13 protein-coding genes are annotated in these 14,074 nt (G+C 51.9%); 2 read left to right on the top strand and 11 right to left on the bottom strand.

What is annotated here, in order from left to right:
- Positions 1–98 precede the first annotated feature (98 nt).
- Positions 99–1,610 carry an NAD(P)H-hydrate dehydratase gene (locus Q4E40_RS12440; RefSeq protein WP_303412553.1) on the top strand — a complete coding sequence of 504 codons (1,512 nt, stop codon included), beginning with the start codon at positions 99–101 and terminating at the stop codon, positions 1,608–1,610.
- Here Q4E40_RS12440 and Q4E40_RS12435 read toward each other — a convergent pair.
- The 11 genes from Q4E40_RS12435 to Q4E40_RS12385 all read right to left on the bottom strand — a co-directional run bounded on the left by Q4E40_RS12435 (position 1,607) and on the right by Q4E40_RS12385 (position 10,881).
- Entirely contained in the window at positions 1,607–2,491 is an 885-nt protein-coding gene (locus Q4E40_RS12435) for a UbiA family prenyltransferase (protein WP_303412552.1), read from the bottom strand. The two genes, Q4E40_RS12440 and Q4E40_RS12435, sit on opposite strands and share 4 nt — an antisense overlap.
- Positions 2,492–2,604: 113 nt before the next feature.
- Entirely contained in the window at positions 2,605–3,177 is a 573-nt protein-coding gene (locus Q4E40_RS12430) for an inorganic diphosphatase (RefSeq protein WP_303412551.1), read from the bottom strand.
- Between the two features lie 46 nt (positions 3,178–3,223).
- The gene (pafA, locus tag Q4E40_RS12425) at positions 3,224–4,936 is read right to left on the bottom strand and encodes an alkaline phosphatase PafA (RefSeq protein ID WP_303412550.1); all 1,713 of its coding nucleotides are present in this window, start codon (positions 4,934–4,936) and stop codon (positions 3,224–3,226) included.
- Between the two features lie 169 nt (positions 4,937–5,105).
- The gene (gene atpG, locus Q4E40_RS12420; RefSeq protein ID WP_303412547.1) at positions 5,106–5,993 is read right to left on the bottom strand and encodes an ATP synthase F1 subunit gamma; all 888 of its coding nucleotides are present in this window, start codon (positions 5,991–5,993) and stop codon (positions 5,106–5,108) included.
- A gap of 68 nt (positions 5,994–6,061) precedes the next feature.
- Complete coding sequence (atpA, locus tag Q4E40_RS12415; protein WP_303412546.1) at positions 6,062–7,642, bottom strand: F0F1 ATP synthase subunit alpha; 1,581 nt, start codon at positions 7,640–7,642, stop codon at positions 6,062–6,064.
- Positions 7,643–7,644: 2 nt separating this feature from the next.
- The gene (atpH, locus tag Q4E40_RS12410) at positions 7,645–8,202 is read right to left on the bottom strand and encodes an ATP synthase F1 subunit delta (protein WP_116544052.1); all 558 of its coding nucleotides are present in this window, start codon (positions 8,200–8,202) and stop codon (positions 7,645–7,647) included.
- Between the two features lie 52 nt (positions 8,203–8,254).
- A complete protein-coding gene (locus tag Q4E40_RS12405) occupies positions 8,255–8,749 on the bottom strand; it encodes a F0F1 ATP synthase subunit B (RefSeq protein WP_303412545.1) in 495 nt (164 codons plus the stop codon).
- Between the two features lie 132 nt (positions 8,750–8,881).
- Complete coding sequence (gene atpE / locus Q4E40_RS12400; protein WP_007653345.1) at positions 8,882–9,145, bottom strand: ATP synthase F0 subunit C; 264 nt, start codon at positions 9,143–9,145, stop codon at positions 8,882–8,884.
- A 37-nt stretch (positions 9,146–9,182) separates the two neighbouring features.
- Complete coding sequence (atpB, locus tag Q4E40_RS12395; RefSeq protein WP_303412543.1) at positions 9,183–10,217, bottom strand: F0F1 ATP synthase subunit A; 1,035 nt, start codon at positions 10,215–10,217, stop codon at positions 9,183–9,185.
- Between the two features lie 44 nt (positions 10,218–10,261).
- Positions 10,262–10,645, bottom strand: coding sequence for a hypothetical protein (locus Q4E40_RS12390; RefSeq protein ID WP_188500942.1), 384 nt, complete (start codon positions 10,643–10,645; stop codon positions 10,262–10,264).
- A gap of 5 nt (positions 10,646–10,650) precedes the next feature.
- The gene (locus tag Q4E40_RS12385; protein WP_303412539.1) at positions 10,651–10,881 is read right to left on the bottom strand and encodes an AtpZ/AtpI family protein; all 231 of its coding nucleotides are present in this window, start codon (positions 10,879–10,881) and stop codon (positions 10,651–10,653) included.
- A gap of 315 nt (positions 10,882–11,196) precedes the next feature.
- On the opposite strand from Q4E40_RS12385, the gene porW reads away from it, so the two are divergent.
- Positions 11,197–14,073, top strand: a complete 2,877-nt coding sequence (gene porW, locus Q4E40_RS12380) for a type IX secretion system periplasmic lipoprotein PorW/SprE (RefSeq protein ID WP_303412537.1) — start codon at positions 11,197–11,199, stop codon at positions 14,071–14,073.
- The last annotated feature ends 1 nt before the right edge of the window (position 14,074 follow it).

Genomic DNA, 14,074 nt, shown 5'->3' with positions numbered 1-14,074 from the left:
GATTTCTGTTGCTGCTATACCTTGAAATTTGCGTTACCCAATATGTGCCGTAAAATTGCGTACAACTATCTCAGGTTTAAGAAGTATAAAAACAACGTATGAAAATCCTATCCGATCGACAAACCCGCGAAGCCGATGCACAGACCATCAGCGAGGAAGGCATTGCTTCGGAAGAGTTGATGGAACGGGCAGCACGGGCATTTGTAGGTTGGTTTGAAAACAAGTTTACACCAGAGTGCCCTGTCTGTATCTTTTGCGGCCCCGGCAACAACGGCGGCGATGGCCTGGTGGTAGCCCGGCTCCTGCACCAGCGCCTCTACGATGTGCAGCTATACCTGGTTAACGACGGAAATGCAACTTCCCCGGATTTTCAGATCAACCTGGAGCGCCTGCCACACGAGGTGCCTCCACACCACATCAGTAGCAAAGCCGATCTGCCTGCTATACCTGAAAAAGCCTGCGTGATCGATGCGCTGTTCGGCACTGGCCTCTCCAGACCTGTCACCGGACGCTATGCCGATGTGGTCAACTGGCTCAACGAACACAGCCCCTGCACCGTTGCCATGGATATCCCTTCGGGCTTGTACACCGACAAACAAACGCCTGCTGAGGGAGCCATTGTGCAGGCAGATCACACGGTGAGCTTTGAGCTGCCCAAGCTGGCCTTTTTTCTGCCGCAGCATGCGCACTATGTTGGCGACTGGCATATCGTCCCCATCAGTCTGAGCCCGGCATACCTGGCAGAGGCGAACTCGAGCTTTCAGTATGTGACGCAGCATGAGATGCAGCAACTGATCAAGCCACGGAGCAAATTTTCGCACAAAGGCACCTACGGGCACGCGCTCTTGCTTTGCGGAGGCTATGGGAAAATCGGGGCGGCGGTGCTCGCGGCTAGGGCCTGTCTGCGAAGTGGCGTGGGTTTACTCACCGTGCAGGCACCTGCCATTGGCTACGATGTGTTGCAAACAGCCGTTCCGGAGGCCATGCTCATACCTGACAGCAACCGCAAGCATTTATCCGGGCTTCCGGACTCTATGGAAAAATACGACGCCATCGGTATAGGCCCGGGCATTGGCACCGAGCGAACGACCAAAACCATGCTCGGCCAGTTGCTGGCCACCACGGATCTGCCGCTCGTCATCGACGCTGACGCCATCAACCTGATCGCCAGCAGCGACAAGCTCAAAGCACAGCTCCCAAAAGGAAAGGTCATCTTCACACCGCATCCCAAAGAGTTTGAACGACTCGTTTGCAAAAGCCATAATGAATACGAAAGGCTGGAAGAGCTGCGGGAGTTCTGTAGGGTATACCAATGCTACATGGTGCTCAAAGGAAGTCACTCGGCCATCGCCACGCCCGAAGGAGACATCTACTTCAACACGACCGGCAACGCAGGCATGGCCACGGGCGGCACAGGCGATGTGCTGACCGGCATTCTGACAGCGCTGGTAGCCCAAGGCTATATCTTAAAAGAAGCTTGCCTGCTGGGCGTATACCTGCACGGACTCGCCGGCGATCTGGCTAAAAGTACGGTGGGAGAGATCGCACTGATCGCCTCGGATGTAATACAGCATTTGCCACAGGCTTTTCAGCAGCTGCGCCGCTCTTAGCTGACGGCTAGGTATACGAACGCAAAATGCACCAGCATCGCTCCATCGGCCAGCAGCGCATAATAGATGCGGGGCTTTTCTTCCGAGGCATTCCACACGATCAGGCCAGCCACCAGGGCAGCGCTCAGTAAGCTGACCAGCACCTCGCCTTCTTCCGTTAGCAGCACTAATAGCAGGTATAGCAACAGGAGCCCCAGCGACAGGAACCGGGTATAGTTCTCGCCTAGCAAGCCGGGGAAGGTCAGGGTGCGGGTGCGGCGGTCGTAGGTATAGTCACGGATGTCGAACAGCAGGGCCAGCGCCAGGATAAAGAGGAAGCGCCGAAGCCAGAGCAACATACCCGAACTGTCTAACGCAACCGCAGCATCAATCAAAGGAAACAGCACGGTGACGGCAGACCAGACCAAGGCGATCAGGAAAACCTTGAGTAGGGGCACGCTCCGGAAAGGCTTGAGACGGCTGCGCGCCAGGGGTACGGTATAGCCTACCGAAATCAGTGCCAGGACCAGCACGAACCACAGGTTGATCCGGAGTTCATACACAAAAAACAGCACAACTGCGCCTGCCAGACTCAGCAAAGCCAGCACCGCCAGTTCCCGTTGATGCCGGATGTTCCAGGGCTGCCCTGCTTCGCCAGCTCGCCAGCCGCGCCACATGCGCTGCAAACTGCTGGTGTTATAGGTAAAGAGCGTCGCCAGAAACACAAAGCCTGCCATCGGTAGCGACACCTGGTTACCTGTCAGTAAGTACGTTTCTACCGTTAGTCCGAAAGCGCACAGCGAAATGAACACACTGCTGTAGAGCAAGGCTTCTATACCTGCTCTGACCCGATTGGCCAGTGGTTGCTGGCTTTGTATCTCGCTGTGTTCTTTTTCTAACATCCTTCTCTGCAAGTTCGCAATTCAGAAACGGCTTTCAAACCCCGGTCGGCCGTAAATAAAAAAGCCTGACACAGGTTTTACCCCACATCAGGCTTTACAGGAAAAGTAAAGTTTTAGATGGTGCTCTTTGGTTCGATTTCGCCAAAGGTTGTGTCGTACAGTCTGATGCTCTCCCTGATGATTTCGTAAGCCGGCTCACGGCCCAGGAACTGCTCTACGATCACCTCTTTGTGCTCCAGTTTCTTGTAGTCCTCAAAGAAGCGGCGCATCTCCAGCAAGGTATGTGGAGGCAGCTCAGAAATATCGTTGATGTGACGCACCGACATGTCGTTGTTTGCCACGGCGATAATTTTGTCGTCTTCTTCGTTGTTGTCGATCATGCGCATCACACCGATCACTTTCGCGTCGATCAGGCACATCGGCACCACGTCCAGCGAGCAGATCACCAGGATGTCCAGTGGGTCTTTGTCGTCGCAGTAAGTCTTAGGTATAAAGCCATAGTTGGCAGGGTAGTTCACCGAAGAGAAAAGTACACGGTCGAGTTTCAGCATGCCGCTCTCCTTGTCCAACTCGTACTTTGCTTTCGAACCCTTTGGAATTTCAATGATAGCAGTAACGACTGCCGGGGCCTCCTCACCGTAGCTCACGCTGTGCCACGGGTTATTCTTTTCTAAATTCTCCATCATATATTCATCTTAAAAACTGTCGTTTGTATCGTCCCGACAGGTATTGTTACTTCATTAATTCTTGCAAGGGGCGCCCCACGCTGCCGTTTGGCTCTTGTATGTATAGCCAGGAGGCAATGGTAGGGGCAATATCTGCTACAGCGGTTTCAGCGGAGCTTTCGCCCGGCTTCACTTTCCAGCCATACCATACCAGTGGCACGTGTGTGTCGTAGTTGCTGTACGAGCCGTGCGTGGTTCCTTTTTGCGGTCCACTGCCATAGCCTTCAAACCAGCCTGGCTGCAACACCACGATCACATCGCCCGAGCGCTGTGCATTGTAGCCACTCGCAATGCGCGACATCATACCGCCAGCCCAACCCGCACGCTGCACCGCATCCGCTGAAATGGCTCTTGCCACCCCTTCGAAGCGCACGACATAGTTGGCTGCCGCTTCCTGCACATCTGCTCTCTTCAGCTTTTTGCCTTCAATAGTTTTATGGTCCAGGTATACCTGTTGGTTCGTGTAGCGCTCCACCCAGCGGCCTTTACCAAATGTCTTGTTTAAGTGCAGCTCGAGCGAGTCGCGCAGGACGCCAGAGTTGGCTGTGCCCGCCGGTATCTTCAGCGACTCCATATAAGCCGGCACGTGCGCTGCGCCATGGTCTGCTGTCAGGAAGATCAGGACATTGTCTTTGCCTATTTCCTTTTCGAGCAGGTTGATCAATTCTTCTATTTCTCGGTCGAGGCGCAGGTATACATCCTGCACTTCAATGGAGTTGGGCCCGAATGAGTGCCCGGTATAGTCTGGTGTGGAGTAGCTCAGCGCCAGAAAATCAGTGTGGTTTCCTTTGCCCAGGTTCTCGCCACGCAGGGCTGCCTTGGCAAACTCCGTAGTCAAGGTGTTGCCGGCAGGTATAGAGCGGATCAGCTCGTAATCTTTGCCACGGAGGGCAGGGATGTTGTGCGGGAATACCGGTCTTTCTTCGCCAGGCAGGGCACGCTCCCAAGGCATATCGTCTGCTGTGCTTTCGGTGTACTGTTCAATTGGCAGGAGTGTGTTCCAAACTTCACCCAACAGTTTATCCGGATGCTTTTGGTTGTTGAACTCCTGTACCCAGCTTGGCAGGGCGTTCGCGTAGAACGTGCTCGTGATCCAGTTTCCGGATGGCGAGTCAAACCAATAGGCGCCATTGGCAGTATGGCCGGCTGGCAAAATAGATCCTCTGTCTTTCAGGGCTATACCTATTACTTTGGACTGCATGTTGTTGGAAAGGCGCAGTTCGTCTGTAATGGTGGTCGTCAGCAGGTTCCGGGGCGACATCAGGCCGGCATCGGAGGTACTGCCTACCGTTTTCACGGTCTTATCCTCCACACAGTAAATAGTCTTCCCTGTGGTGCGGTCGTACCAGGAATTTCCGATGATACCGTTCAGGGCAGGTACGCTACCGGTATAAACGGAAGCATGGCCTGGACCGGTATAGGTTGGTACGTAGCTGTATTGGTTGTTCTTGAAGTTGAAGCCCTGCTTGACCAGTCTTTTAAATCCGCCCTCGCTGTACTTGTCCCAGTAGCGGTACAAAAAGTCGTAGCGCATCTGGTCTACCACGATGCCTACTACCAGTTTCGGCCGGCCTTCTACGCCCGGCACTTGCTGGCTTTGCTGCTCTTTTGCAACGACTGGGTTATTGGCTGTATTAGCTGTCGTACAAGCCTGCACAGTAACTAAAAGTACTGCCGCAACTAAAGTCTGGATGCCGGATCTTAAACCGCTTAACTTCATGTGTATGTTGTTGAGTTTCTCAAATATAGGCAACACTTCCCAGCTTATCGGCTAGCGTACGGTCCTGCATTCGATGTTTTAACAAAAATATAACACACTGTATTATATCCCCAAAAAAAGAACGCCCACCTGGTGTGATGGGCGTTGCTTTTATGTCTGGTAATTCAATCTATTTTGCAGCAAGCGCCTCTGCACCACCCACGATCTCGAGAATTTCCTTCGTGATGGCCGCCTGACGCGTCCTGTTGTAGGTAAGCTTCAGTTCTTTCAGCAGTTCGCCTGCGTTTTCTGTCGCTTTGTCCATGGCAGTCATTCGGGCACCGTGCTCGGAGGCATTCGACTCCAGCACCGCTTTGTATACCTGAATCTTGAGCGACTTAGGTATAAGCTCCTCGATGATCTGCTCTTTTGATGGCTCAAAGGTATAGTCAGACACCATGCTGTTGGCTGTTTCCTCTACAGGCTTATCTTCAATTGGCAGGAACTGCTCGTTGCGTACAATCTGTGTCGCCACGTTTTTGAATTCGTTGTAGATGATGTCAACCTGATCAAACTCACGGGCAACGAAACCATCCATGGCACGCTCCGCGGCAATGCGAACGGTGTCAAAAGAAAGGTTTGCGAACGTGCCAGTGTAGTCACTGATCACTTTGTAACCACGCTTACTCAACGCTTCAGCACCTTTACGACCAATTGTCAGGAAGGTAAGGTTACCGGCCTCTTGCTGGCTGCGGTATTTGCCTTGTGCCAGTACATTGGCTGCTTTAATGATGTTTGAGTTAAAAGCACCCGCCAGACCACGATCAGACGTTACCACGATCACAAGCACTCTGTTCGCTTCGCGCTTTTCAGAGTATTTGTTCGACACAGAACCCTCTGTCAGCTGAGACAGATTAGCCAGGATGCCACTCAGGCGCTGCGCATAAGGGCGCATGCGCAGAATGTTGTCCTGAGCACGTCTCAACTTGGCAGCCGCCACCATTTTCATGGCTTTGGTGATCTGCTGTGTCGACGAAACGGATGTGATGCGGCTTCTAACCTCTTTTAAACTTGCCATATTCTATATGTTATGAGCATAAAGTTAGAGACCACTTTTATCAGCAGTCTCTAACTCATAACCAAATATTACTTTTTGTAACGGGCAGAAAGCTCTCTGGCTACCTGCTTGATAACACCTGTCGTCTCGTCGTCCAGCTTGCCGGCCAACAGTGCGTTCAGGGTGTCCTGGTGCTGGGCACGCATCGTGCGCAGGAAGTCTTTCTCGAACGTTCTAACCTCGTTTACAGGCACGTTGTCCAGAAGACCGTTTGTAGCGCAGTAGATGATCGCTACCTGCTCAGAAACTGATACCGGAGAGAACTGTGGCTGCTTCAGGATCTCGAGGTTACGACGACCACGCTCAATTGTCAGCTTAGTCGCGGCATCCAGGTCAGAACCGAATTTGGCAAACGCTTCCAGTTCACGGAACTGCGCCTGATCCAGCTTCAGGGTACCAGATACTTTCTTCATCGCCTTGATCTGAGCGTTACCACCCACACGTGATACCGAGATACCTACGTTGATCGCAGGACGTATACCGGAGTTGAAAAGGTTGGTTTCCAGGAAGATCTGACCGTCTGTGATCGAGATCACGTTCGTCGGGATATAAGCAGAAACGTCACCAGCCTGTGTCTCGATGATCGGAAGAGCCGTCAAAGAACCACCACCTTTTACTAAGTGACGGATTGACTCTGGCAAGTCGTTCATGTTACGGGCGATCTCGTCAGAGGCGTTTACCTTAGCGGCACGCTCCAATAAGCGGGAGTGCAGGTAGAATACGTCACCAGGATAAGCTTCACGCCCTGGAGGACGACGCAGCAGCAGAGACACTTCGCGGTAAGCAACGGCCTGCTTGGAAAGGTCGTCATAAACAACCAGTGCAGGACGGCCGGTATCGCGGAAGAACTCACCGATAGCCGCACCAGTAAATGGAGCAAAGAACTGCATTGGAGCCGGATCAGAAGCAGAAGCCGCAACGACTACTGTATAATCCATCGCGCCACCTTCTGTCAGTGACTTCACTACCTGGGCTACTGTAGATGCTTTCTGACCTACGGCCACATATATACAGAACACAGGCTGTCCTTTTTCGAAGAACTCGCGCTGGTTCAGGATGGTGTCAATCGCAACGGCAGACTTACCTGTCTGGCGGTCACCGATGATCAGCTCACGCTGGCCACGGCCAATCGGAATCATGGAGTCGATCGCCTTGATACCCGTCTGCATTGGCTCGTTTACCGGCTGACGGAATACCACACCTGGTGCTTTACGCTCCAGTGGCATGTCGTACAGATCACCTGCAACAGGACCTCTACCGTCGATTGGCTGACCCAGTGTGTTAACCACACGGCCGATGATGCCATCACCTACTTTTACAGAGGCGATACGGTTTGTTCTTCTTACAGTGGCGCCCTCTTTGATTTCGCTGTAGTCGCCCAGCATTACGGCACCTACGTTGTCTTCTTCCAGGTTCAGAACAAGCGCCTGAAGTCCGTTCTCAAACTCTAATAGCTCTCCAGACTGTGCTTTGGAAAGGCCATAGATACGAGCGACACCGTCACCCACTTGCAGTACTGTACCTACTTCTTCCAATTCTGCCTCAGAACGGAAGCCAGATAGCTGCTCTCTTAGTATGGCTGATACTTCGTCAGGTCTTACTTCTGCCATGATTATAATTTATTGATATAGGGGTTGTCTTTAAATTTATTTCTCAGCTTGTTCAGGTTATACTTCACAGAGCTGTCAATCTGCTGATCGCCCACGCGGAGCACGAAGCCACCAATGAGGGTCGTATCAATCTTTTCTTCTAATTCTACGCGCTGACCAGTCTGTGCTACCAGGCGCTGGCCAAGTTCGTTGCGAAGTTCTTCTGTAAGCGGCACTGCCGTGGTTACGCTGGCTGTTGTGATGCCTTTGTACACATTGTACTGCTTCGTAAACTCAGGAGCAATAAACACAAGCACCGACTCACGGCCTTTTTGGGCCACGATCTTAAAGAAAGCCAGGGTAAGGTCGTTTACTTTGCCTTTGAATACCGCATTGATAACGGCCAGTTTCTTGTCTGACTTCACGACCGGGTTACGCATCAGGAGCTTCAGTTCTCTGTTCTGGTCAAGTACTTTGGCGAACATATCCATGTCCTCCTTCACTTGCTCCAGCACACCTTTTTCCTGTGCCAGCTCAATCAGTGACTTTGCGTATCTCGAAGCAATTCTAATTTCTGACATATTGCTTTATTATGGCCTCCTCACCAAGGGTGACAGGGCTATGTTGATACGATTAGTTAAGCGTTACTTCTTTGATGTAATCCTTGGCAAGCTCATGCTGCGCCTGTGGGTTACTCAGTTCTTTGCGCAGGATGCGCTCCGCGATGTCCACTGAAAGCACGGCAGCCATGTTCTTCACTTCCGTGATAGCGGCACGCTTTTCGTTTTCAATAGCCTCACGCGCCTGTGCGATCATGCGCGAACCTTCTTCGTTTGCCTTTTGCTTTGCTGTCTCAATCAGGGCATTGCCGGCATCAGAAGCTTCTTTCAGGATCTTGTCACGCTCCATGCGGGCTTCGGCCAGCAGTTTCTCGTTCTCAGCCTTCAGCCCCTGCATTTCCAGCTTTGCTTTCTCGGCAGCGCTCAGTGCATTCTCGATAGAAGTTTCACGCTCATTCAGGGCGTTCATGATTGGCTTCCAGGCGAACTTGGAAAGCAAAAACAGCACGATGATGAAAGTCACCGTCTGCCAGAAAATTAAACCTATACCTGGGGTTACTAATTCCATTGTGTATGAATTTGAATAATTAGGTTTTAATCAGTTCACCGGCTCTCACCGGCAGTGCTTTTAACTATTTAACTATTTTTAATCTCTCCGTCCGGACCATGCGTCCGGACGAGAGACCAAATACAAAGGATATTAGCCTTTGAAAGAGATTAGCAAGCAAACTACCACACCGAAAAGTGCAACACCTTCGATAAGGGCAGCCGCGATAATCATAGCAGTCTGGATTTTACCACCAGCTTCTGGCTGACGCGCGATAGACTCCATGGCTGAACCACCGATTCTACCGATACCCAAACCAGCGCCAAGGGCAACCAGACCAGCACCGATACCGGCACCCATGATAGCCAAACCGAAGTCGGTTGTAGCTGCTACTGCTTGAAGCAAAATTGCTAACATAATTATAGTTATATATAGTTAAAAAATAAAAAACAGATTAATGTGCTCCGTCGCCGTGACCGTGATCACCTACATGGTCGTGCTCCTCTACCGCGCCACCGAAGTACATCGCTGACAGCAGGGTGAAGATGTACGCCTGCAGCAGGGCCACGAACAACTCCAGGAAGAACATGAAGATGGCGAAGGCAACACTCAACGGCGCCACGAAGATACTCTCGAAGATAAAGATGAGGCTGAACAGCGACAGGATGATGATGTGACCCGCCGTGATGTTGGCGAAAAGTCGAACCATCAGCGAGAACGGCTTTGTCAGGATACCGATCAGTTCAACAGGGATCATGATCGGAGCCAGCCAGGTAGGAACACCCGGTGTAGCAAAGATGTGCGACCAGTAGCTCTTATTGCCACTGAACACCGTGATCAACAATGTCATGGTAGCCAAAACCAACGTTACCGCGATGTTGCCTGTCAGGTTGGCACCGCCCGGCATCAAACCAAGCAGGTTGTTGAACCAGATGAAGAAGAAAATGGTCAGCAGGTAGGGCATGTAGCGCTCGTACTTCGGACCAATGTTCGCCTTGGCGATTTCATCACGAATAAAGATGATGATCGGCTCAAAGAAAGACTGCAGCCCTCTTGGCGCCTTGCCACGGCTTTTATTATAGCTGCCAGCAATCGTGAAGAACACCAGCAGCAGCAGGGCCACACTAATGAAAAGCGAAGCCACGTTCTTTGTAATAGAGAAGTCTAAAAGAGAAGACTGGTCAGCAGCCTGCTGGCCATTGGCATCCGCACGGTAGATGTGACCGTGACTCAGCACATAGCCTTCGTAAGGCACCAACGCATGATTCTCGTCATAGAAGTTACTCGATGAAAACACCTTTGGAGCACCGTTATCGATCAGGATAACAGGAAGGTATAGCGTTACACCATCGGCAAAATGCCAGGTATAGTCATCGGCGATGTGATGGGTGATCATATCGCCTGGCTTGAACTCGCCGCCTTCCGCCGCAGCCTCCACATGAGCAGAGATTGTCAGGAAGGAAAACAGTAAAATAAATAACTTCTTCATTAAGAGAGATTTAGAAGCAAAGTTAAAATCTACAAAAGCTATTTCTAGCTTTGCTTTTTCAATTGCGGTGCGAAGTTAGTTATTAAGCTGTAGATTTCAAACCCGGTAAATAGAAAATATAACGCGAAGAAGTTGAAAACGAACTGCAGCTCATTTTCGGAGTACATGTAGATGTAAACAAATATGACGGCGATGCTGAGGATCATCCGGAAACCCATTGAGCCAAAGTAGTACAGCTGAAAGTTATCCGGGTCGTAGCCCACGCCCAGCCGCGACACATAAAAGGCCAGCGCCGTAACAAAGACCATAAAACCTAAAATATACCAGATAAGCGGGTGAAGGAGTGCCGTGCCTGTATAAAATGAGAGCAGGCCGATGCCAATGCTCACGACACCTGTGAAAATGAGGAGGTTCTTAAAGAATTTCAATGCGGTTACTTTTTGTTTAAGGATACTATTACCAACACCATGGAGGCCACCACAGCTACTACCAGCAATATGATCGTCATCCACGGATTTTCGTTGCCCATGCGCTCGTCCAGCGCCGAGCCGGCCCAGGCGGCCAACACCATCGCTCCGATCATCTGGAAGGCCAGCCCCGAATACTTCAGGTAGCCTTTAAAAGAGTCCTCGCCCTTCGGCTTCTGTTCGTCTGGCTGTGCCATGCGCTGGGTTGTTTTTCAATGATTTACAAAATTACGCTTTTTTCACGGGCTTCTGTGCAAACCGACATTATTTCGCCAGCTTTTTAGGTTGTCCACGGTGCCTTCTGAGGCCTGAAACCATTTCTTATTTTCTATAGTTCAATAGCGAGCTTCAGGCTTTATCCCGAGGCCCTTACATAATTGGCATATTATTGTATTTTTGTAGATGGTTTGCAGCTTGCGCGCCGTTTCAGCTTGGATACTTTCAGGTATAGCCGGGCCGTTATAAGGTGATAAGCGCAGGGCTGGCCATTTATGCGGCACATTTTCGATACTTTGAGCAAAAACTCACCATACCTTCTCTTCGTGTTGGCCTGCCTCTTACTGGCAGGTTGTTCTGCCGAGCGCAACAATCCGCTCAGCAAGGCCTACCATAACACAACGGCCCGTTACAATGGCTACTTTTTAGCGAAAGAGAAGCTGGATGCGATCGAGAAGAGCATACAGGACCAGACCGTGTACGATTACAACCGGCCTCTTCCCATCTTCCCGCCCATTGACTCGGCTACCTACAAGGCGCACGCCGCCGACCTGGAGGATGTCATCAAAAAGGCCTCTTTCCCGATACAGTACCACCCGAACAGCAAATGGATCGACGACAGTTACCTGGTCATCGGCAAGGTGCGCTTTTATGAACTCAACTTTCCGGAGGCTGCCCAGACATTCCGGTATGTGAACTCCACCGGCAAAGACCGCCACGTGAAACACGAGGCGCTGGTTTGGCTGATGCGCGCATTCCTGAAGCTGGGGGAGACGGACAATGCCTGGCAGGTATCGGAGTTTTTGCGCAAAGAGCGCCTGAACCGCGACAATGCCCGCGAGCTATACCTGGCCCGCGCCGAGTACCACCTCATGCAAGGCGATACCGCTGCTGTGATCGAGAACCTGGACCTGTCGCTGCCGAACTTTACGGAGCGGGATGACCAGTCGCGCGTGCGCTTCTCACTGGCCCGGCTGTATCAGGACCGCGGCCAGAGCAAGGAGGCTTACCAGCAGTACAGCCGCATTTTGCGCCGCAACCCGCCTTACGACCTGGGCTTTTTCAGTCGGCTATACCTGGGCCAGGTGTCGGAACTGGACGATGCACAAGATCTGAACCGCATTGCGGGCTACTACCAGAAAATGCTGCGCGACGAGAAAAACACCGAGTACCGCGACAAGATCTATTACGAGATGGCAGTGTTTGAGCGCCGCCAGCAGCACTTCGACAAAGCACTGCAGAACATTGAAGCTTCTTTGAAAACACCCGGCACTATACCTAACCAGAAAGCCTATACCTACCTGCTGGCCGGTGAGATCTATTTCGAGAACCTGAATAAGTACGACCTGGCACAAGCCTATTACGACAGCGCCGTGCAGGTATACCCGCAACAATCCTTGGAGTACGAGCAGGTGCTTGAACGCCGCAACGTGCTGGCTGACTTCACAAAGCAGTACAACACGATCCAGTTGCAGGACAGTCTGCAGCGTTTGGCAGCCCTAAGCGAAGGCGAGCGCCTGACTTTTGTGCAGAACCTGGTGCAGCAGGAAGAAGAAGCCCGCCTGCAAGAACAGGCCAAGCAACTGGAGCAGGAAAAGCAGCGCCAGGGCCGCCGCGCCCAGGAACAACAGGCAGCCGTAACCGTTGGAGGCCGCAATAATCCGGATGCAGCAGCAGGAGGCAACAATACAGGAGGTGTATTTTACTTTGATAACCCGGCGGCCATGGCAACAGCCCGCTCTGAGTTCGTGAGGCGTTGGGGCGACCGTCCGCTGCAGGACAACTGGCGACTTCTGAGCCGTGGAGAGACCGTAGGAAGTCAGGAAGAAGTGGTAGCGATGGAAGCGCCCACCGACACTGCAGCAGCTGAATCCGAAGAAACCCGCTCTGCCCGTCTGCAGGCCCAGGTTGAAACTTATCTGCAGAATATTCCGTCTACAACACTGGCACTGCAGCAGTCCGAGAAATTGCTGGAGGACGCCATGTTCCGCCTGGGCAACATTTATGCGCAAAAGCTCAACTCGCCCGAAGATGCGACGGTGACTTACGAGAAGTTCCTGCAGCGATTCCCGCAATCCGAACATGCTGCCGAGACACACTATAGTCTATACCTGATCTACAGTCGGGCAGGCAGCGAGCAGAAGGACACGTATTACACCAGGATCAAACAACAATTCCCGAATACGATCTATGCCAAGTTGGTAGACGACCCGAATTACATGAGTCAGAATGCACTTGACAACATCAAAGCGCACACACTTTATGACTCAGCTTTTGCGCAGTATGAATCGGGAGAGTATCAGCAGGCGACCACTATCCTCAAAGAACTGAGCCAGGTATACCCGCTCAACGATATACCTGACAAAGTAGCCTTCCTGCACGTCATGATCACTGCCCGCTCCGAAAAACCGGAATTGCTTCGGCAGCAACTGCTGGCGTTTAAGCAGCAGCATCCGTCCAGCACGCTGACCTCGCGTGCCGACGAATTGCTGAAGCGCTACCAGGACCTGGAGAGCAAGCAACAACTCCGTCAGGAGGCACCTGCGCCACCCACAGCACAAAAGCTGGACGAGCGCACGCCGGAGCAACGGGTTAGCAACAGCATCGCCCTGGCCTCGGCACGTGGGCGAAACACGGTACCACAACAGCCACGCCCGCTTAACCTGAATACAGCCCCTGATACGGCCACTGCCAAACCGAATACAGCAAACACCGCTCAGATTGGCACGCCTTTGGATACGACAGCTACAGCACAGGACACCGCAAAGGCTCAGACACCAGAAGTACAGCCATCTGCCGTTGATCCGCTGGCTTATACCAGCGCCCCTGATTCGGCTTATTATTTTGTGATGCTATACCCTACAGAGCATGCCGCTTTCAAGGACATCGGGGCCAAGTATGAGAAGTATAACAACACCTACTTCCGCAACCAAAAGCTGGCTTTGGAGCAGCAGCCATTTGATGGCAACAGAGGCATGCTGCTGCTGCGGGCTTTCCCTAACCTGAAAGAGGCACAGGCTTATACCATAAAACAAAAAGCGCCGCAATCCCCGATAGGCAAAATTCGAGGCGTAGAATTCATTACCTTTGCAATATCATCCGAAAACTGGCAGAAGTTGCTTCAGAAGAAGGATGTAGAAGAATATCTGAATTACTTCAGAACGAATAATTAAC

Origin of the sequence: Pontibacter coccineus, assembly GCF_030546575.1 — a bacterium.
GTDB lineage: Bacteria > Bacteroidota > Bacteroidia > Cytophagales > Hymenobacteraceae > Pontibacter > Pontibacter coccineus.
The sequence above is the reverse complement of the archived record's forward strand: the minus strand, read 5'-3'. Positions and strand labels throughout refer to the sequence as shown.

Excerpts from the sequence above, each read along its gene's own strand:
- Q4E40_RS12435 (WP_303412552.1), bottom strand. The coding sequence starts at position 2,491 with ATGTTAGAAAAAGAACACAGCGAGATACAAAGCCAGCAACCACTGGCC.
- atpH (WP_116544052.1), bottom strand. The coding sequence starts at position 8,202 with ATGTCAGAAATTAGAATTGCTTCGAGATACGCAAAGTCACTGATTGAG.
- Q4E40_RS12385 (WP_303412539.1), bottom strand. The coding sequence starts at position 10,881 with ATGGCACAGCCAGACGAACAGAAGCCGAAGGGCGAGGACTCTTTTAAA.
- atpE (WP_007653345.1), bottom strand. The coding sequence starts at position 9,145 with ATGTTAGCAATTTTGCTTCAAGCAGTAGCAGCTACAACCGACTTCGGT.
- atpG (WP_303412547.1), bottom strand. The coding sequence starts at position 5,993 with ATGGCAAGTTTAAAAGAGGTTAGAAGCCGCATCACATCCGTTTCGTCG.
- Q4E40_RS12405 (WP_303412545.1), bottom strand. The coding sequence starts at position 8,749 with ATGGAATTAGTAACCCCAGGTATAGGTTTAATTTTCTGGCAGACGGTG.
- pafA (WP_303412550.1), bottom strand. The coding sequence starts at position 4,936 with ATGAAGTTAAGCGGTTTAAGATCCGGCATCCAGACTTTAGTTGCGGCA.
- atpA (WP_303412546.1), bottom strand. The coding sequence starts at position 7,642 with ATGGCAGAAGTAAGACCTGACGAAGTATCAGCCATACTAAGAGAGCAG.
- Q4E40_RS12440 (WP_303412553.1), top strand. The coding sequence starts at position 99 with ATGAAAATCCTATCCGATCGACAAACCCGCGAAGCCGATGCACAGACC.
- atpB (WP_303412543.1), bottom strand. The coding sequence starts at position 10,217 with ATGAAGAAGTTATTTATTTTACTGTTTTCCTTCCTGACAATCTCTGCT.
- Q4E40_RS12430 (WP_303412551.1), bottom strand. The coding sequence starts at position 3,177 with ATGATGGAGAATTTAGAAAAGAATAACCCGTGGCACAGCGTGAGCTAC.